Origin of the sequence: Mycobacterium sp. BK086, from assembly GCA_004362315.1 — a bacterium.
Taxonomy (GTDB): domain Bacteria; phylum Actinomycetota; class Actinomycetes; order Mycobacteriales; family Mycobacteriaceae; genus Mycobacterium.
Genome location: SNWL01000003.1, coordinates 949,977 through 968,223 on the forward strand (window position 1 = coordinate 949,977; position 18,247 = coordinate 968,223).

15 protein-coding genes, 2 tRNA genes and 1 pseudogene are annotated in these 18,247 nt (G+C 67.7%); 6 read left to right on the top strand and 12 right to left on the bottom strand.

Going from position 1 to position 18,247, the window contains the following annotated elements; genetic code table 11:
• The 5 genes from EV580_RS04585 to EV580_RS04605 all read right to left on the bottom strand — a co-directional run bounded on the left by EV580_RS04585 (position 1) and on the right by EV580_RS04605 (position 4,301).
• Positions 1-1,617: a S53 family peptidase gene (locus EV580_RS04585; protein WP_133689922.1), complete on the bottom strand. Its 1,617-nt coding sequence runs from the start codon at positions 1,615-1,617 to the stop codon at positions 1-3.
• A 90-nt stretch (positions 1,618-1,707) separates the two neighbouring features.
• A tRNA-Glu gene (locus tag EV580_RS04590) sits at positions 1,708-1,783 on the bottom strand.
• A gap of 75 nt (positions 1,784-1,858) precedes the next feature.
• A tRNA-Gln gene (locus tag EV580_RS04595) sits at positions 1,859-1,930 on the bottom strand.
• 104 nt (positions 1,931-2,034) lie between these two features.
• Positions 2,035-3,525 (bottom strand): glutamate--tRNA ligase, encoded by a 1,491-nt coding sequence (gene gltX, locus EV580_RS04600; protein WP_133689923.1) that lies wholly within the window; start codon positions 3,523-3,525, stop codon positions 2,035-2,037.
• Positions 3,525-4,301 carry a fumarylacetoacetate hydrolase family protein gene (locus tag EV580_RS04605; RefSeq protein ID WP_133689924.1) on the bottom strand — a complete coding sequence of 259 codons (777 nt, stop codon included), beginning with the start codon at positions 4,299-4,301 and terminating at the stop codon, positions 3,525-3,527. Before EV580_RS04605 ends, gltX begins: the two co-directional genes overlap by 1 nt.
• Before the next feature lie 107 nt (positions 4,302-4,408).
• Here EV580_RS04605 and EV580_RS04610 point away from each other — a divergent pair, with 107 nt between their 5' ends.
• On the top strand, positions 4,409-5,596 hold the full coding sequence (locus EV580_RS04610; protein ID WP_133689925.1) for an MFS transporter: 1,188 nt from the start codon (positions 4,409-4,411) through the stop codon (positions 5,594-5,596).
• On the opposite strand, the gene EV580_RS04615 is transcribed toward EV580_RS04610, so the two are convergent.
• The 3 genes from EV580_RS04615 to EV580_RS04625 are packed head-to-tail and all read right to left on the bottom strand — an operon-like array spanning position 5,597 to position 8,877.
• Positions 5,597-6,607 carry a 3-isopropylmalate dehydrogenase gene (locus tag EV580_RS04615; RefSeq protein WP_133689926.1) on the bottom strand — a complete coding sequence of 337 codons (1,011 nt, stop codon included), beginning with the start codon at positions 6,605-6,607 and terminating at the stop codon, positions 5,597-5,599.
• Entirely contained in the window at positions 6,604-8,190 is a 1,587-nt protein-coding gene (gene serA, locus EV580_RS04620) for a phosphoglycerate dehydrogenase (protein ID WP_133689927.1), read from the bottom strand. The genes EV580_RS04615 and serA overlap by 4 nt, the downstream gene beginning before the upstream one ends.
• Before the next feature lie 48 nt (positions 8,191-8,238).
• Complete coding sequence (locus EV580_RS04625) at positions 8,239-8,877, bottom strand: NAD(P)-dependent oxidoreductase (RefSeq protein ID WP_133689928.1); 639 nt, start codon at positions 8,875-8,877, stop codon at positions 8,239-8,241.
• Between the two features lie 97 nt (positions 8,878-8,974).
• On the opposite strand from EV580_RS04625, the gene EV580_RS04630 reads away from it, so the two are divergent.
• Together EV580_RS04630 and EV580_RS04635 are read left to right on the top strand one after the other, a co-directional pair.
• Positions 8,975-9,631, top strand: coding sequence for a MerR family transcriptional regulator (locus tag EV580_RS04630; protein ID WP_133689929.1), 657 nt, complete (start codon positions 8,975-8,977; stop codon positions 9,629-9,631).
• A 57-nt stretch (positions 9,632-9,688) separates the two neighbouring features.
• A complete protein-coding gene (locus tag EV580_RS04635; protein WP_208114562.1) occupies positions 9,689-11,116 on the top strand; it encodes a phytoene desaturase family protein in 1,428 nt (475 codons plus the stop codon).
• A 59-nt stretch (positions 11,117-11,175) separates the two neighbouring features.
• Here the strand turns inward: EV580_RS04635 and EV580_RS04640 are convergent, their stop codons facing one another.
• A complete protein-coding gene (locus tag EV580_RS04640) occupies positions 11,176-11,544 on the bottom strand; it encodes a heme-binding protein (protein ID WP_133689930.1) in 369 nt (122 codons plus the stop codon).
• Between the two features lie 151 nt (positions 11,545-11,695).
• On the opposite strand from EV580_RS04640, the gene EV580_RS04645 reads away from it, so the two are divergent.
• Both EV580_RS04645 and EV580_RS34615 read left to right on the top strand, forming a co-directional pair.
• Positions 11,696-12,262: a DUF2781 domain-containing protein gene (locus EV580_RS04645; RefSeq protein WP_133689931.1), complete on the top strand. Its 567-nt coding sequence runs from the start codon at positions 11,696-11,698 to the stop codon at positions 12,260-12,262.
• A 541-nt stretch (positions 12,263-12,803) separates the two neighbouring features.
• Positions 12,804-14,086 (top strand): annotated as a pseudogene (locus EV580_RS34615) (PGRS repeat-containing protein).
• Between the two features lie 61 nt (positions 14,087-14,147).
• On the opposite strand, the gene ilvC reads toward EV580_RS34615, so the two are convergent.
• From ilvC to EV580_RS04670, 3 genes are read right to left on the bottom strand one after another with little or no spacing between them, the layout of a single operon-like run.
• Complete coding sequence (gene ilvC, locus EV580_RS04660; protein ID WP_183507321.1) at positions 14,148-15,149, bottom strand: ketol-acid reductoisomerase; 1,002 nt, start codon at positions 15,147-15,149, stop codon at positions 14,148-14,150.
• Between the two features lie 52 nt (positions 15,150-15,201).
• The gene (ilvN, locus tag EV580_RS04665) at positions 15,202-15,714 is read right to left on the bottom strand and encodes an acetolactate synthase small subunit (protein ID WP_133689933.1); all 513 of its coding nucleotides are present in this window, start codon (positions 15,712-15,714) and stop codon (positions 15,202-15,204) included.
• The gene (locus EV580_RS04670; protein ID WP_133689934.1) at positions 15,714-17,576 is read right to left on the bottom strand and encodes an acetolactate synthase large subunit; all 1,863 of its coding nucleotides are present in this window, start codon (positions 17,574-17,576) and stop codon (positions 15,714-15,716) included. The genes ilvN and EV580_RS04670 overlap by 1 nt, the downstream gene beginning before the upstream one ends.
• A gap of 265 nt (positions 17,577-17,841) precedes the next feature.
• On the opposite strand from EV580_RS04670, the gene EV580_RS04675 reads away from it, so the two are divergent.
• Positions 17,842-18,246 (top strand): PH domain-containing protein, encoded by a 405-nt coding sequence (locus tag EV580_RS04675; protein ID WP_166654583.1) that lies wholly within the window; start codon positions 17,842-17,844, stop codon positions 18,244-18,246.
• The last annotated feature ends 1 nt before the right edge of the window (position 18,247 follow it).

Sequence of the window (18,247 nt, forward strand, 5' to 3'; positions counted from 1 at the left end):
CTACCCGCCGCCGGGTGCGAAGCCCGCGGCCACCGATTGGGCCTTCTGCACGTCGAGCAGATTCTGGGCGAGGTTGTTGGCGATGGGGCTGCCCAGTCCGGTCACCAGGTCATACCCACGCTTGGGGTTGTCGACGGCGTTGCCGCCCAACGTGATGTCGTGGAATCCCGCCAGCCGCGATCCCTGCGCGGCACGATAGAGAAGAGGGTTGATATCGCCGAGTGGCCTGCCGCCGTGGTCGAGCACATACTGATTCATCAACGCCGCCATACCCGCCCAGATGGGCGCGGCCTGAGATGTTCCTCCCCCGATCCTGATCTTCTGCTCGAACACGATCTGCACGCCGGTGAACGGATCGGCGACCGCGGCCACGTCGGGAACCAGCCGGTGGTCGGTATCCCGGTCGACGTCCACGCCACGTTGATAGTCGGGGCGGGGGAACAACCGGGACACCCCGCCACTGGAGCCCTGAGACATCGGCACGTCGATCCAGGCCCACTCGTCCAACCACTTACCGGTCGTATCGGTCGACAGCGTCGTGCCGCCTACCGAGGTGACCTCCGGCAGCGAAGCGATGGTGTCCACCCCGATGTCGTCGGGCCCCGGCGCCGACGACCAGTCCTTGCCGCCTTTGCATTCCAGCCCGCCGGTGTCGCCGCTGGCGTCGAACACGGTGATGCCCCGATGGTGTGCATTCGTCAGGGCCGCCCGCACGGGCGCGACGTCGGCCGCGTTGACCAGAGCCTCGCAGCCCCAACCGATCGACAGGCTCCACACCGAACCCGGATATCGCTGGGCCGCAGCGTCGAACATCGCACCGATCTTCTCGAAGGTCCCGCCCCCCTCGACCGTCGGCCGTGCGTTGACGACCACCAGGCGAGCGTCCGGCGCGATCGCGTGGGCGATCTCGAGGTCCATCACGGCCTCGCCTTCCGCCGGCCCGAGCGGACCGCCGATCACCTCAGGCGCGAATCGCGGCAGTCCCCACAGATCGGCGAACATGTCGAGGTCGCGCTGATCGAAGCCGTCGAACACGTAGAACACCAAGGTCTGGCCGGCCCCCCGGTAGCCGGCCGCGGCCAGCGGGGCCGCGCTGTACGCGGTCAACAGCTGCTGAGGCGTCAACCCGGGTCGCGGCACGTCGCGCGGAATTACCGGCCGTGCCATCCGATGTGGCAGATAACTCAGAATTCGGCCGACGGCGGTGACGTCGCCGCGCAATGGCTCCGGCAGGTCCGGCTGCCGCGGCGAGGCGTAGAACACCTGGCCCTGCTTGCCCCGGTAGTCCCGGACAGGCACGCCGAAGGCGTTTGCGATGTGGCCGGCGGCGCCGGTGATGATGGCGAAGTCCTCGCCGGGCCGCCATCGCACCGCGAGCCGGCGCGCGCCGGCCCAATCGATCAGCGTGGCCGGACGGGCACCGTCGCGCAGGGTCACGGTGAGCTGAACATCACCGGCCCGTGATGGCCCCAGATTGGTCGACGCCGCCAGGAGCGATGCGTACGGGCCGGTGATGATCTGGGCCACACCCGCGCGTTGCCACGCCGAGGGTCCTGACACCGCGGCGACCATCAGCAGCACTGCCGCGATCGCGGCTGCCGAGCGGTACCGCTGCATCGGACGCACAGCTCAATGTAGATGCTGTCCTGGACAGACGAACTGCCCGAAAAGACGAATCGCCCGGTCGATGACCGGGCGAGTTCGGATTGGTAGCCCCGATGGGATTCGAACCCACGCTACCGCCGTGAGAGGGCGGCGTCCTAGGCCGCTAGACGACGGGGCCAGAACCAAATCCGTGGCGCACCTTGCGGCGCACCGGGTAGCCAGCATAGCTCAGAGGCCGTTGCCGACATAATTGCTGGGGTACCAGGACTCGAACCTAGAATGAGGGAATCAGAATCCCTAGTGTTGCCAATTACACCATACCCCATTGGCTGCCTATAACCGCAGGTCAGAAGCCTTTATCCCGGTGTTGCCAGGGAGTCCAGGCCGCTTCCCCTTGGATGCGGGCCGACGAGCAGACTATCAAAGATTTCAGCCGTCTTTTTCGCCCACCCCGGTGTGGTCACGCGCTGCGCGCAGTCGGCGCAGGCTGCGGTCCTTGCCCAGCAGTTCCAGCGACTCGAACAGCGGCGGGCTGATCGTGGCGCCGGTCGCGGCCACCCGGATCGGCCCGAACGCCTTGCGCGGCTTGAGCTCGAGCCCGTCGAGCAGTGCGGCCTTCAGCGCCTCCTCGATGGCCGGTGTCGTCCACTCGGCCACACCACCCAGCGCGGCGATCGCCGCGTCGAGCACCGGTGCGGAATCGGGACCGAGTTCCTTGGCCGCCGCCTTCGGATCCAGTTCGTAGACATCGTCGTTGAGGAACTTCAGCAGCTCCCAGCCGTCGGACAACACCACGATGCGGGTCTGGATCAGCTGCGCGGCAACGGCAAACCCCGCGTCGTCCAGCCCGGTGTCGTGGCCGTGCGCATCGAAGTAGGCCCGCAGCCGTGAGGCGAACTCCGCCTCGTCGAGCCTGCGGATGTGCTCGGCGTTGATGGCGTCGGCCTTCTTCTGATCGAAGCGCGCCGGGTTGGAGTTGACGTCGACGACGTCGAAGGCCGCGACCATCTCGTCCAGGCTGAAGATGTCGTGGTCCTGGGCGATCCCCCAGCCCAGTAGGGCCAGATAGTTCAGCAGCCCCTCCGGCAGGAACCCGCGGTCGCGGTGCAGGAAGAGGTTGGACTCCGGGTCGCGCTTGGACAGCTTCTTGGTGCCATCCCCCAGAACCGGTGGCAGGTGGGCGAATTCGGGCACGAAGTCGGTCACACCGATGCGAATCAGCGCCTTGTACAGCGCGATCTGGCGCGGTGTCGACGACAGCAGATCCTCGCCGCGCAGCACGTGGGTGACCTTCATCAATGCGTCGTCGACCGGATTGACCAAGGTGTACAACGGTTCTCCGGTCGCGCGGGTCAGCGCGAAGTCGGGAACGGTCCCGGCGGCGAATGTCGTTGTGCCGCGGACAAGGTCGTGCCAGCTGATGTCCTCGTCAGGCATCCGCAGCCGCAGTACCGCGTTGCGCCCCTGCGCCGCATAGGCGGCGCGCTGCTCGTCGGTCAGGTCGCGGTCGTAGTTGTCATAGCCCAGTTTGGGATTACGTCCGGCAGCCAGGTGCCGCGCCTCCACCTCCTCGGGGGTGGAGTAGGCGAGATAGGCCTCCCCCGACTCGAGCAGGCGGTCCAGCACATCGCGGTAGAGCTCGGTGCGCAGCGACTGCCGGTACGGCTCGTAGGGGCCACCGACTTCAGGCCCCTCGTCCCAGTTCAGGCCCAACCAGCGCAACGCGTCGAGCAGTGCGGCGTAGCTTTCCTCGGAATCGCGCTGGGCGTCGGTGTCCTCGATGCGGAACACGAACGTGCCACCGGTGTGGCGGGCGTAGGCCCAGTTGAACAACGCCGTGCGCACCATGCCCACGTGCGGAATGCCGGTCGGTGACGGGCAGAACCGCACGCGCACTGGAGTGTTGGCCGCCGCAGTCATCAGTTGCCCTTCCGGATAACAGGATTCGTCAGTGTGCCGATGCCCTCGACGCTGATGCTGACGGTGTCACCGTTCTCGATGGGCCCGACACCCTCCGGTGTCCCGGTCAGGATGAGATCGCCCGGCAGCAGGGTCATCACGGCCGAGATCCACTCGATGATGGCACCGATGTCGTGAATCATCAGCGACGTCCGGCTCAGTTGCCGCACCTCGCCGTTGACCTCGGTGCGGATCTCCAGATCCGACGGGTCGAGGTCCGTGACGATCCACGGACCGGTCGGGCAGAACGTGTCGTGCCCCTTGGCGCGCACCCACTGACCGTCGGCCTTCTGCTGGTCACGGGCGGAGACGTCGTTGGCGATGGTGTAGCCCAGGATGTTCTCGGCGGCGCGCGCGGCGGGCACGTCCTTGCACGGACGGCCGATGACGACCGCCAGCTCACCCTCATGGTGAACCGGGGAAGCGTTGGCAGGCAACTGGATTGGCACGCCCGGTCCGATGATCGCAGTGTTGGGCTTGAGGAAGATCACTGGATCGTCGGGCGCCTCGCCGCCCATCTCGTCGATGTGGGCCTGGTAGTTCTTGCCCATACAGACCACCTTGCTGGCCAGGATCGGCGCCAGCAGGCGCACATCGGCCAGCGGCCAGGTGCGGCCGGTGAAGGTCGGCGTGCCGAACGGATGCTCGGCTATCTCACGAACGATTTCACTCCCCGCATCCCCTTCGATACTGACAAAGGCGACCCCATCGGGGCTGGCGATTCGACCCAAGCGCATTCCTCAGAGCCTAGTGGCCAGCGCCCAGTTCCTCGTCATCGCCTACGTCTCCCAAATAATGAGATACAGATTCAGCATTGTGAGATTGGACGTGGAATCATTGCCGCATGGACGTCGACACGATCAGCACCGTGCGGCGCTGGATGATGCTCGCGATCGCGCTGTTCGCGACGTTGTCGGCCAACGTGTTCATCAACGGGGCTGCGTTTCTGATCCCCACCCTGCACACCACGATGGGTCTCGACCTGGCCAAGGCCGGCCTGGTGTCGGCGATGCCGAGCTTCGGCATGGTGCTCACCCTGATCCTGTGGGGCTATGTGGTGGACCGCGTCGGCGAACGCTTTGTACTCAGCGTCGGCTCCGCCCTGACCGCCGCGGCAGCGCTGGCGGCCGCCTTCTCGCACTCGCTGATCCTGGTGAGCGTCTTCCTGTTTCTGGGCGGAATGGCCGCGGCGAGCAGCAATTCGGCCAGCGGACGGCTGGTGGTCGGGTGGTTTCCGCCCCATCAGCGCGGGCTGGTGATGGGCATTCGCCAAACCGCGCAGCCGCTGGGCGTTGCGGTCGGCGCACTGGTCATTCCCCGCCTGGCCCAGTCGTACGGAGTCGGATCAGCGCTGCTGTTCCCCGCGATCGTGTGCGGGGTGGCGGCGCTGGTGTGCGCCGTCGTCGTGGCCGATCCGCCGCGCCCGCCGCGGGCCGAGGCACCCGCCGAACATCTGGCCAATCCCTACCGCGGATCGTCCGTGCTGTGGCGAATTCACGCGGTGTCGGTGCTGCTGGTCGTCCCGCAGTGCGTGGTGTGGACCTTCACGCTGGTGTGGCTGATCGCCGACCGCGGCTGGTCGGCGGAATCCGCAGGCGTGCTGGTGATGGTGGCCCAGGTGCTCGGCGCCCTGGGCCGCATCGCGGCCGGACGCTGGTCGGACCGGCTCGGGCTGCGGCTGCGGCCGATCCGGATGATCGCGGCAGCGGCGGCGGCATCCATGACGGCGTTGGCACTCACGGACGCACTGCACTCGCCGCTGAGCATCGCGGTGATCGTCGTCGCGTCGGTGATCACGGTCGTCGACAACGGGTTGGCGTTCACCGCGATCGCCGAGATCGCCGGGCCGTTCTGGAGCGGACGGGCGCTGGGCACGCAGAACACCAGCCAGTTGCTGACCTGTGGGCTCGCCCCACCGTTGTTCGGGGCGCTGATCGGCGTCGTGGGCTACCCCATCGCGTTCGCGGTGTGCGCGCTGTTTCCCGTCGTGGCACTGCCCTTGGTGCCCACCGATCAGCCCGCCAAGAACTGACTAGAGCGCGGCGCGGATCCGGTCGCCGACCTCACGGGTCGAGTATGTCGCATCGCCGCGGGTCGCCAGATGATCCCCGACGGCCTTGTCGACGCGCGCGGCCGCCGCGTCCTCGCCGATGTGGCGCAGCAACAGAGCCACCGACATCACCGCCGCCGTCGGATCGGCGATGCCCTGGCCCGCGATGTCCGGCGCGCTGCCGTGGACGGGTTCGAACATCGACGGATTGGTCCGGGTGGCATCGATATTGCCGCTGGCGGCCAACCCGATGCCGCCGCAGACTGCAGCCGACAAGTCGGTGATGATGTCGCCGAACAGGTTGTCGGTGACGATGACGTCGAACCGTCCCGGGTCGGTGACCATGTGGATGGTGGCGGCGTCGATGTGCTGGTAGGCGACCTCGACCTCGGGGAACTCGGCGCCGACTTCGGCGACCACCCGCGACCACAGGCTGCCCGCGAAGGTCAGCACATTGGTCTTGTGCACCAGAGTCAGATGCTTGCGCCGGGCCTGCGCGCGGGCGAACGCGTCCCGCACCACCCGCTCGACACCAAACGCGGTGTTGACGCTGACCTCGGTGGCCACCTCCTGCGGCGTGCCCACACGCAGGGCGCCGCCGTTGCCGGTGTACGGACCTTCGGTGCCCTCGCGCACGACGACGAAGTCGATGTTGGTCACCCCGGCCAACGGGCTGCTGGTACCGGGATACAGCCGACCCGGCCGTAGGTTCACGTGATGGTCCAGCGCGAACCGGAGTTTCAGCAACAGTCCACGCTCGAGAACTCCGCTGGGCACCGACGGATCGCCGATCGCCCCGAGCAGGATGGCGTCGTAGCCCTTGAGCTCCTCGATGGTCTCGGCGGTGAGCAACTCACCGGTCGCGTGGTAGCGCCGCGCGCCCAGGTCGTACTCGGTGCGCTCCACACCGGGCAGCACGACATCGAGCACCTGCAGCGCTTCGTCGATGACCTCCGGGCCGATACCGTCGCCCGCGATGACCGCCAATTTCACGACAGATCAACCACTTCCAGTGTGGTGGCGCCGACCGCATTGGCGATCGCAGCGCGCACGTTTTCGGGGACATCGGTGTCGAGGCGCAGGATGATCGTCGCGCTTTCACCGTTGGCGTCCTGGGACAGCTGCGCGGCCAGGATGTTGACATCCGCGCCGCCGAGCTCGGTACCGATCTTGCCGAGCGCGCCCGGCTGATCGGAGTAGTTGACCACCAGGTTAAAACCCTCGGCGCGCAGATCGAAATTGCGCCCGTTGATCTGAACCAGCTTCTGCACCTGCTGCGGGCCCGACAGCGTGCCCGCCACGTTGAACGAACTCCCGTCGGCGTACACAGCGCGGACGTCGACGACACTGCGATGGTTGGGGCTCTCCGTTGCGGTGGAGATATCGGCGGCGACGCCACGATCCTTGGCCAGCGCCGGAGCGTTGACGAAGGTGACCTGTTCGTCGACCACGGCCGAGAACAGTCCGCGCAGCGCCGAAAGCTTCAGCACCTCAACATCTTCGGCGGCCAGCTCACCACGAGCCTGCACGCTCAGTGACACCGGCGCGGCGTCGGACAGCGATCCGACCAGCAGGCCCAGCTTGCGCACCAGGTCCAGCCACGGGGCCACCTCTTCGCCGACCACGCCGCCGGCGACGTTGACCGCGTCCGGGACGAACTCGCCGGCCAGCGCGAGCTTGACGCTGGCGGCGACATCGGTCCCCGCCCGGTCCTGAGCTTCTTCGGTCGAGGCACCCAAGTGCGGGGTGACGACCACCTGCGGCAGCTCGAACAGCGGGCTGTCGGTGCACGGTTCGGTCGAGAACACGTCCAGGCCGGCACCGCGGACGTGGCCGCTGGTGATCGCGTCGGCGAGCGCCTGCTCGTCGATCAGACCGCCGCGGGCGGCGTTGACGATGATCACACCCGGCTTGGTCTTGGCCAGGTTCTCTTTGCCGATCAGCCCGGCGGTTTCCTTGGTCTTGGGCAGGTGCACCGAGATGAAGTCCGCGCGGCCCAGGAGTTCGTCCAGGGTCAGCAGCTCGATGCCGAGTTGGGCGGCGCGGGCGGCAGAGACGTACGGGTCGTAGGCGACGATGTGCGCGCCGAACGCCGCGAGCCGCTGCGCGACGAGCTGACCGATCCGTCCCAGACCCACCACGCCGACGGTCTTCCCGAAGATCTCGGTGCCGGAGAACTTCGAGCGCTTCCAGGTGTGCTCGCGCAGGGTGGCGTCGGCGGCGGGGATCTGCCGCGCGGCCGACAGCAGCAGCGCCAGTGCGTGCTCGGCGGCGCTGTGGATGTTCGACGTGGGCGCGTTGACGACCAGGACCCCGGCCGCGGTGGCGGCATCGACGTCGACGTTGTCCAGGCCGACACCGGCGCGGGCGATGATCTTGAGCTTGGGCGCGGCGGCGATGACCTCGGCGTCGACCGTGGTGGCCGAGCGCACCAGCAGCGCGTCGGCGTCAGCGACGGCGGCCAGCAGTTTCGGCCGGTCCGGGCCGTCGACCCACCGGACTTCGACCTGGTCACCCAGGGCCGCGACGGTCGACTCGGCAAGCTTGTCCGCGATCAGTACAACGGGCAGATTCACGCCGGTCAGCCTAGCGTGGCAACGATACGGTCCATAAACGGCCGACGACTAACCGATGGCTATAGCCGTGACTGCCTTACCCACGTACCGTCGATCGTCGATTTGATCCAAGAGGACGCCGGCCAGCGCGGTACGCGTGAGTTCGGAACGCATCTTCGCGCTGACGCTTTCACCGATCGCCACCTCACCCACGGGTTGGCCGTCCATCAGTCGGGGCGGACGAACGATGGTCCAGTCCAGTGCGTCTCCCGCCGAACGGATTTCCGCCTCCGCCGCTTCGGCTTCTGCGAGCCGATCCTTACCGACAACGAGCCGCCACACGATCCGGGCCATGCGACTCTGGTCGGCGACGCTGGAGCCAACCCCGATCGTCGACACCGCGATCAGGCGACGCACGCCGCACCCGCCCATCCGCGCGACCAGACTGGCCGTGCCCGCGGAGCGGACCGTTCCGGGAACCTGTCCTGCCCGGACACCGAGGCAGCTGATCACGGCGTCGACGCCCGCGAGCGCGGCCGCGACGGCTTCGGCATCAAGGACATCCCCCACCACGACATGGGCGTCGGGGAACTCCGCGGCTGCGGCGCTGTCGCGCAGCAGAACACTTACGTCGTGGCCGCGCTGCAGCGCTTGCGCAACTACCTGACGTCCAGTCCCGCCGGTTGCGCCAATGACCAGAATCTTCATGTTCCGTCTCCTCCACCGAACCCATAATGGATACTTACACTCTCCATCATAATGGATAGTGGCTCTATCCGCTATCCGTCGGCGCTATCATTCAGCGATGCGATTAGCCGAGCTCAGCCGGGCAGCGGGCCTCTCCCCGACGACGGTGAAGTGGTACATCCGAATCGGCCTACTTCCGCGAGGCGAACCGACCGCAGCCAACCAGGCGCAGTACGGGGCCGACCATCTACACCGGTTACGCCTGATCCGCGCACTCGTCGATGTAGGCGGCCTGAGCACTGATGCTGTCCACGACGTATTGGCGGCCATCGATGACCCGCAACGGCCGATCAACGAAGTGTTCGCCGTGGCCCGCAGGGCCGGTGCAAGCCCCGGCGCGGACATCGCGCGGGAGGCAATCGATCGGGCTGACTCCTTCATCAATCACCGTGGTTGGGATGTCCCCCCCGCATCGCCCACCCGGCGTGAACTCGCCGCGATACTCAATGCCATGGCCGTCCTGCAGCCACCGCCCGACAGCGTCGTGCCCGCACCGCAGGTCGGCGACGACGCATCGGTGTTCGCGCTACTCGACCCGTACGCCGATGCAGTCGAGCCGTTGGCACGCGCCGAAATCATCAACACTTCAACCGATTTGCCCCGTGACCTTCTCACTGAACGCGTGGTGGCCGGCACCGTCCTGATGGAGCGGGCGCTCGCGGCACTGCGCAGACTCGCTCAGGAGCACTACTCAGCCCGGCATTTCACGTCCTGATCCTCCTATCGGGACCGCGGGTTTCACCTGCCCGCGGTGGTGCGGTCTACTTGTCGGGTGGACGTGACCGTCGTCGGCAGTGGTCCCAACGGGTTGGCGGCTGCCGTCATCTGCGCGCGAGCCGGTTTGACGGTGCGCGTCATCGAGGCCCAGCCGACGTTCGGCGGGGGTGCCCGCACCGCGGCCGATCCGGAGTTCCCCGACATCCGCCACGACGTCTGCTCGGCAGTGCACCCGCTGGCGATCGCCTCGCCGTTCTTCGCCGAGTTCGATCTCGCCGCCCGCGGGGTGCAGCTGGCGGTGCCGGAGATCTCCTACGCCAACCCGCTGCCGAACCGGCCCGCCGCGATCGCCTACCACTCACTGGAGCGCACCTGCGCCGAACTCGAGCACGGCGACTCGTGGCGCCGGTTGTTCGGTCCGCTGGCCGACCATCCCGAGGGTGTCCTCGGTTTCTTCCTGGGCGACAAGCGTTCGCTACCACCCGATCTGGTCACCACGGTGCGGTCCGGGCTTCGGGTGCTCGCCCAGGGCAGCCCCGCGTGGGGCGTGCTGCGTGGCGAGGAGGCTCGCGCGCTGTTCACCGGCGTTGGGACACATGCGATTTCGACCATGCCGTCGCCGGTCAACAGTGGAGCCGGCATCATGCTCGGCACCGTGGCGCATACCGCAGGGTGGCCGGTTCCGGTCGGCGGTAGCCAGGTCATCGTCGATGCCCTGCTCGCCGATCTGCGGGCCCACGGTGGCGAACTCGTGGTCGGCGAGCCGGTGACCTCACCGCCCGAGGGTGTCGCCATCTACGACACCGCACCGACCGCGCTGCTCGACATCTACGGCTCCGCCGTGCCGGACCGGTACGCAAAGGCTTTGCGGCGCTACCGGTTTGGACCGGGCGTCTGCAAGGTTGATTTCGTGCTCTCCGGGGAGATCCCCTGGCGCGACCCACGGATCGCGACCTCGCCCACCGTGCACATGGGTGGAACCAGAGCACAGATGGCGTACTCGGAGAAGGAGATCGCCTCGGGGCGCCACGCCGACTGGCCGATGACCCTGGCGGCGCTCCCCCACGTGTCGGACCCGTCGCGCATCGACTCCGCGGGCCGGCGCCCGCTGTGGACCTATGCCCATGTCCCCGCGCACTCGACCGAGGATCTGACCGAGACCATCATCGGGATGTTCGAGAAGGCCGCGCCGGGGTTCCGGGATCTGGTGCTGGCATCGCGGTGCGTGACCGCCGCGCAGATGGCGACCCACAACGCCAACTACGTCGGCGGCGACATCATCGTGGGCGGCGCGACATTGTTCGCCGCGATGGTCGGGCCGACCCTGCGCTGGAATCCGTGGACGACGCCGATACCCAAGGCGTACCTGTCCTCGTCGGCGACCCCGCCGGGCACCGGCGTACACGGGATGGCGGGCTATTACGCGGCACGCACCGTGCTCAAGCGCGAATTCGGCCTGCCGCTACCGTCTCTCGCGCCCTAACTCTTTAGCGATTTCGGCGCGTTTTCGTTCGCTGGGCGAACGAAAACGCGCCGAAGTCACTAGGACACCTGGTCGAACAGCAGCGCGAGCTGACCCGGCGAGATCGCGATACCGCACTGATTACGCAGATCGCGCAACGGTCGGGCGATGTTCTGCAGGTCATTCAACTCCCCGAGGTGGCCCGCGAAGTACGACCGCACCGAGTTCCGCGCCTCGTCGGCGGGCTGACTGGCCGCGGCGGTCAGCACATCGTCGGCGCCGGGGTGGGTGGCCAGATAACCGCCGGCATCTGCCAGCACACCACTGGCCGTGGTGGACAGTCCGCTGGCGGTGCACGGCGCGGCGGCCGCGGCCGGCATCGCAACGGCGGCCCCGACACCGAGTGCGCCGATCACCAGCGCGCCGAACGCGCGTCCCCTGAACGTCATTGTCGAACTCCCTCTGCCGTCGCTGTGAATCACGTGAAGCGTGTCACACGACGGTGTACCCCGTTGCTCGGCGACGATACAGAGATCCTTACTGTTGTAATTTCCGGAAACGCGTCATCACCGGTGTCGCGACGTTCTAGCATCAGCGGCCATGGCCACCATCGCCGCTGAAACCGCCACCGTGCGCACTCCGATCCCGCTGCGCGAGCGTCGCTACGACTGGTTCTTCATCGTCGTGTTCACCATGTTCATCGGGTCGTCGTTCACCGGCGACATCGTCAACATGGTGTCCCGCCCGGACCCCGACTCCGACTTCTTCCTGGCCCGGGTCGTCTATCACGTCTATGCCGGCGGCACCGACCCGCTGCTGATCGCCAACCCGCGGTTCCTTCAGGTCGGCGCCAGCGTGTCCGCTGTGGTGTTCGGGACCTTCTACGTCCTGCTCGTCTACTGCTTCATCCGCGGGCGCGAGTGGATCCGCAAGCCGTCGTTCATCTACACGGGCATGGTCGTGCAAACCACATTCATCGTCGTAATGGTCGGATTCGCCGGTGACGCACCGCTTTTCCAGGCGGTCTGCAACACGGTCTACGACTACACGTTCACCAACGTGCCAAAAGCGCTCGCCTACAACCTGCCCTACATCATCGTGCCGATCCTGCTGACCGCCCGGATGTGGCGGCCCCATCCGTTCACCCGCTTGGAGTCGCCGAACTAGCCGCCTGCAGGCTGGATATTTGCTTGGCAATCGCTGCGCGTGTTCTGCCAGGTCGACATACGATCGCTCTGGCGAATTCGCTGGGCCGCGGTGCGGCAGTCGAGCACACGGCTGACCCGTTCTACTCGCGCGTCCAGATCGGACCAACAGGGGCGGGGAATCCATGAGTGCAATCACACCTTCGTTGAAAACTGGGCTGGCGTTGACGGCCGCGGGAGCTCTGTTGGCGGCGGCGGTCGCCGCAGAACCGGCGCACGTCGGCAGGACAACTGAAAGCGCCGCTCCGGCAAGCGAATCAGTGTCCATCGGTATCCGACTCGCGCTGGCGTCCGTGCCGGCCGAGAATCCGGTCACCGTCGTGGCTCCCGCGCTCGATCCCCTGCCGACGACCGTCGCGCTGCTCCCAATCACGAGTTTCACTCGGGCCGTCGACCGACCGGGCATTGCGGTGCGCAAAGCCACACCGAGCGCGGCGCCGGCCAGCCATCGCGTCCGGGCGACGACCGCCGCTGCGACCGGTGGCGGCGGGAACGCGCAGGCAGTGGCCGCTGCGGTACCGATCGCCTCCGCCGCCGCCGACCCACTCAGCTCGCTTCTTCTCGCCGTCACGTTCGGCGCAATCGGCAACGGCGCCAACGCCACGGCGCCGGGAGCCAACGGCGGCAACGGCGGCTGGCTGATCGGCAACGGCGGTGACGGCGCGAATGGGGCCGCCGGGCAGGCCGGCGGAAACGGCGGCAGCGCAGGCATGTTCGGTAACGGTGGCAAGGGTGGCAACGGCGGCGCCGGCATTGCCGGCACCAACGGTGGCGTGAGCGCAGTGCCCGGCGCGCCCGGGATCGACGGCACCGACGGGACCGCAGGCGGCGCCGGTGGCAATGGCGGCAGCGGCGGTCGGCTCATCGGCAACGGCGGGGCCGGCGGCAACGGCGGCGCAGGCGGATTGGCCGGGACCGGCGGCGCCGGTGCGGCTGGAGTCACGGGAGTCAACGGCGGAACCGGTGGAACCGGCGGCAACGGGGGCGCCGGGGGTAACGGGGGCGCCGGCGGCAGCGGCGGACTCACGGGGGCGCCGGGGGTAACGGGGGCGCCGGCGGCAGCGGCGGACTCACGGGTGCGACCGGCAAGGGCGGCACAGGCGGGGCTGGTCAGAACGGCGGCACCGGCGGCGAGGGAGGCGCAGGCGCCGGCACCGGGGGTACTGGCGGAAACGGCGCCGCCGGCGGCCTCGGCGGGGCGGGCGCAGCTGGCGGCAGCGACGGTGACGGCGGCGCCGGTGGCGCTGGCGGGGCAGGCAATCCGGGTGTCGCCGCTACTCCCAGCGGCGGCACCGGCGGAAACGGCGGGACCGGTGGCAGTGGCGGCGGTAACAGCGGAAACGGCGGCGCGGGCGGTGCCGGCGGGGTAGGCGGCGACGGCTATGGGGTTGGTGAGGTAATCCCGCCCAGCTCGTTCGGCGGCGCAGGCGGTGCCGGCGGCGTCGGCGGAACTGGTGGCGGTGGTCGGGCCAACGGTGTCGGCGGAGTCGGCGGCACTGGTGGCAACGGCGGCGCCTCCAGCATCGGTCTCTTGCCTGGCACCTATCCGAGCCCGGGGGCCGGCGGCCACGGCGGCAATGGCGGAAAGGGCGGCGCAGGCAACGGCTCCGGGGCGGCCGGAGGGAAGGGCGGCACCGGCACGTTTGGCGCGGGCGGCGCCACGGGTGGCACCGGCGGCGCCAGCGGTGGCGGCACACCCGGTTCACCGGGCAGCCCGGGGAACCCCAGCGGCAGCGGCGGTGGCGACAGCGCGGGTGGGGCCGGCGGCGCGGGCGGCGTCGGCTAGAAACGACTTCGGCGCGCTAACCGGTGCTGAGCACCGGTTAGCGCGCCGAAATCTGTTGCTGCTAGGCGGTTTCGGTGATCGGCCGGTCGACCCAGCTCATCAGGTCGCGCAGCTTCTTGCCGGTGACCTCGATCGGGTGCTCGGCGTTCTGCTTGCGCAGACCCTCGAGCTCCTTGTTGCCGCCCTCGACGTTGGCGACCAGGCGCTTGACGAAGGTGCCGTCCTGGATGTCGGAGAGGATGTCCTTCATCCGCTTCTTGGTGTCGGCGTCGATGACCCGCGGGCCCGACAGGTAGCCGCCGAACTCCGCGGTGTCGGACACCGAGTAGTTCATCCGCGCGATGCCACCCTCGTACATCAGGTCGACGATCAGCTTGAGCTCGTGCAGCACCTCGAAGTAGGCCAGCTCGGGGGCGTAGCCCGCCTCGACCATGACGTCGAAGCCGGTCTTGACGAGTTCCTCAGTGCCACCGCACAACACGGCCTGCTCACCGAACAGGTCGGTCTCGGTCTCGTCCTTGAAGGTGGTCTTGATGACACCGGCGCGGGCGCCGCCGATGCCCTTGGCGTAGGACAGCGCGAGCGCCTGGCCCTCGCCGGTCGGGTCCTGCTCGACCGCGATCAGGCAGGGCACGCCCTTGCCGTCGACGAACTGGCGGCGCACCAGGTGGCCGGGGCCCTTCGGGGCGACCATGCCGATCGTGACGTTGGCCGGCGGCTTGATGAGACCGAAGTGGATGTTCAGGCCGTGACCGAAGAACAGCGCATTGCCGGCCTCCAGGTTGGGCTCGATGTCGTTGCGGAAGATCTCGGCCTGCGCGGTGTCGGGCGCCAGCAGCATGATGACGTCGGCCCACTTGGCGACCTCGGCCGGAGTATCGACCTCGAGGCCCTGCTCGGTGACCTTCTCACGCGACTTGGAGCCCTCTTTGAGGCCGACCTTCACCTGCACACCGGAGTCGCGGAGGCTCAGCGAATGGGCGTGGCCCTGGCTGCCGTAACCGATAACCCCGACCTTGCGACCCTGAATGATCGACAGGTCGGCGTCATCGTCGTAGAACATCTCAACTGACACGATTGAACTTTCCTTCTGTTTGGTTACTTCGGTGGGGTCTTTACTTGGTGTTCGTCATCCCGCGAGGCCCGCGCGACAGCGCCACCACGCCGGACTGCACGATCTCACGGATGCCATAGGGCTCGAGCACCCGCAGCAGCGCCTCGAGCTTCTCCGGGGTTCCGGTGGCCTCGACGGTCAGCGACTCCGTCGACACGTCGATGACCTTGGCGCGGAACAGGTTCACCGCCTCGATCACCTGGCTGCGGGTACCGGCATCGGCGCGCACCTTGATCAGCGCGAGTTCGCGCGAGACGAAGTTGTCGCCGTCCTGCTCCACGATCTTGATCACGTTGATCAGCTTGTTGAGCTGCTTGGTGATCTGTTCGAGCGGGGTCTCCTCGGCGGTGACCACGATCGTCATCCGCGACATGTTCTTCTGCTCGGTGGCCCCGACCGCCAGCGACTCGATGTTGAACCCGCGCCGTGAGAACAGCGCGGCCACGCGGGCCAGAACACCGGGCTTGTCTTCGACAAGCACCGAAAGGGTATGGGTGACAGTGTTTCCCGCCATCAGGCTCGACCCTCCTCGTTGTCGTCGAACAGCGGACGGATATTGCGCGCCGCCATGATCTCGTCGTTGCCGCAGCCGGCGGCCACCATCGGCCACACCTGGGCGTCGGCGCCGACGATGAAGTCGATCACCACCGGACGGTCGTTGATCGCCCGGGCCTGGTTGATCACATCGGCCACGTCTTCGGCACGCTCACAACGCAATCCGACGCAACCGTAGGCTTCGGCCAGCTTCACGAAGTCCGGGATGCGGTGGCTGTGGGTGGCCAGATCGGTTTGGCTGTACCGCTCTTCGTAGAACAGCGTCTGCCACTGACGCACCATGCCCAGGTTGCCGTTGTTGATCAGAGCGACCTTGATCGGCACCCCTTCGACCGCGCAGGTGGCCAGTTCCTGATTGGTCATCTGGAAGCAGCCGTCACCGTCGATCGCCCACACCTCGGCCTCGGGCCGGGCCATCTTGGCGCCCATGGCCGCCGGGACGGCAAAGCCCATGGTGCCCAGACCGCCCGAATTCAGCCAGGTGCGCGGCTTTTCGTAGGACACGAATTGCGCGGCCCACATCTGGTGCTGGCCGACGCCCGCGACGTAGATGGCATCCGGGCCGGCGATCTTGCCCAGCTGTTCGATCACGTATTCCGGGCTGAGGCTGCCGTCGTGCTGCGGGTCGTAGCTCAGCGGATAGGTGGACCGGATCCCGGACAGGTACTCCCACCAGTTGTCCTGGTTGGCCTTCGGCGAACCGCCCGTCTTCCGCAGCGCCTCAGTGAGTTCGGTGATCGCCAGCTTCACGTCACCCACGATCGGCACGTCGGCGTTGCGGTTCTTACCGATCTCCGCCGGGTCGATGTCGACGTGGATCACCTTGGCCTCGGGGGCAAAAGAGTCGAGCTTGCCGGTCACCCGGTCGTCGAATCGAGCACCCAGCGCGATCAGCAGATCGCTCTTCTGCAGCCCGGCCACCGCGGCCACGGTGCCGTGCATGCCCGGCATGCCCAAGTTCTGCGGGTGGCTGTCCGGGAACGCGCCGCGCGCCATCAGCGTGGTGACCACCGGAATGCCGGTCAGCTCGGCCAGATCCAGCAACTCCTCGGTGGCCTCGCCGCGGATCACGCCGCCGCCGACGTAGAGCACCGGCTTACGCGCCGCCGCGATCAGCTTGGCCGCCTCACGGATCTGGCGGCTGTGCGGCTTGGTGTTCGGCTTGTAGCCGGGCAGATCGATCTGCGGCGGCCAGGCGAACGTGCACTGCCCCTGCAGGATGTCCTTGGGGATGTCGACGAGCACCGCGCCGGGACGGCCGGTGGAGGCGATGTGGAACGCCTCGGCGATCACCCGCGCGATGTCGTCACCGTTGCGCACCAGGAAATTGTGCTTGGTGATCGGCATCGTGATGCCTGAAATGTCGGCTTCCTGGAAGGCGTCGGTGCCGATCAAGGTCCGCCCGACCTGCCCGGTGATGGCAACCACCGGGATGGAGTCCATCTGCGCATCAGCCAGCGGGGTCACCAGGTTGGTGGCACCGGGCCCCGACGTCGCCATCATCACGCCGACCTTGCCGGTGGCATGGGCGTAGCCGCTGGCCGCGTGACCGGCGCCCTGCTCGTGGCGGACCAGGACGTGGCGCAGCTTCTGCGAGTCGAAGAGCGGGTCGTAGACCGGCAGCACCGCGCCGCCGGGGATGCCGAAGATCGTGTCGACGCCGAGCACCTCCAATGAGCGGACTACTGCCTGGGCGCCCGTGAGCTGCTGCGGGGCGACGCGCTTGGCGGCGGTCGTGCCGTTCTTACCGGCGGTGTGTGCCGCGCCGGGGCTGTCAGCGGAAGCCGTTGGCTCGGGTGGTCGCGTCGTGGGTGCGCTCACGGTCTGGTCCTTTTCCATCTCTTCGTTGCTGATTATTCTCTCGGGCAAGAAAAAACCCCCGTCAGCTCGGCGGCTGTACGAGGGTTGCGCGCTGGTGCGTGTGGCTATGCCCGTGTCGGGGCAAGCGCGACACCAACGCGCTGGCCAATTACTACGAGCATTCCGCCGGACTTCATAACCTGCGACGGTAGCCTCCGCACTGGTCAAGCGTCAAATCCCGCCCTGGTCGGCGCGGCGGCCACGCTGAGAGTGGGAAGATGGCTTCATGCCCGCCGGTCGTGCCCCTGATGCATCCACCTCCAAGCCCGTCGTGATCCGGATGTCCCCGATGGCGCATTTCGCCTCGGGATTCCTGGCGCTCTGCCTGCTGGTGATGATCACGATGTTCCCCACGTGGGGGGCGATATTCATGGTGTTGCCCGTTGTCGCGTCGGTCGCGATCGTGAGGTTCCGGACGGTCGCCGACCGCGACACCGTCACGGCCCGCACGATGTTGAGTAGCCGCACAGTGTCGTGGGACGAGGTCGACGGGCTGCGTTTCGACCGCAGCTCGTGGGCGCGGGCACACCTACGCGACGGGTCCGACCTGCTGCTGCCCGCCGTCACCTTCGCGGTGTTGCCGTTGCTGGCCGAGGCCAGCGGTGGACGAGTGCCCAACCCCTACGAGTAGT

Excerpts from the sequence above, each read along its gene's own strand:
- EV580_RS04610 (WP_133689925.1), top strand. The coding sequence starts at position 4,409 with ATGGACGTCGACACGATCAGCACCGTGCGGCGCTGGATGATGCTCGCG.
- ilvC (WP_183507321.1), bottom strand. The coding sequence starts at position 15,149 with ATGTTCTACGACGATGACGCCGACCTGTCGATCATTCAGGGTCGCAAG.
- ilvN (WP_133689933.1), bottom strand. The coding sequence starts at position 15,714 with ATGGCGGGAAACACTGTCACCCATACCCTTTCGGTGCTTGTCGAAGAC.
- EV580_RS04625 (WP_133689928.1), bottom strand. The coding sequence starts at position 8,877 with ATGAAGATTCTGGTCATTGGCGCAACCGGCGGGACTGGACGTCAGGTA.
- EV580_RS04605 (WP_133689924.1), bottom strand. The coding sequence starts at position 4,301 with ATGCGCTTGGGTCGAATCGCCAGCCCCGATGGGGTCGCCTTTGTCAGT.
- EV580_RS04630 (WP_133689929.1), top strand. The coding sequence starts at position 8,975 with ATGCGATTAGCCGAGCTCAGCCGGGCAGCGGGCCTCTCCCCGACGACG.
- EV580_RS04675 (WP_166654583.1), top strand. The coding sequence starts at position 17,842 with ATGCCCGCCGGTCGTGCCCCTGATGCATCCACCTCCAAGCCCGTCGTG.
- EV580_RS04585 (WP_133689922.1), bottom strand. The coding sequence starts at position 1,617 with ATGCAGCGGTACCGCTCGGCAGCCGCGATCGCGGCAGTGCTGCTGATG.
- EV580_RS04645 (WP_133689931.1), top strand. The coding sequence starts at position 11,696 with ATGGCCACCATCGCCGCTGAAACCGCCACCGTGCGCACTCCGATCCCG.
- EV580_RS04640 (WP_133689930.1), bottom strand. The coding sequence starts at position 11,544 with ATGACGTTCAGGGGACGCGCGTTCGGCGCGCTGGTGATCGGCGCACTC.
- gltX (WP_133689923.1), bottom strand. The coding sequence starts at position 3,525 with ATGACTGCGGCGGCCAACACTCCAGTGCGCGTGCGGTTCTGCCCGTCA.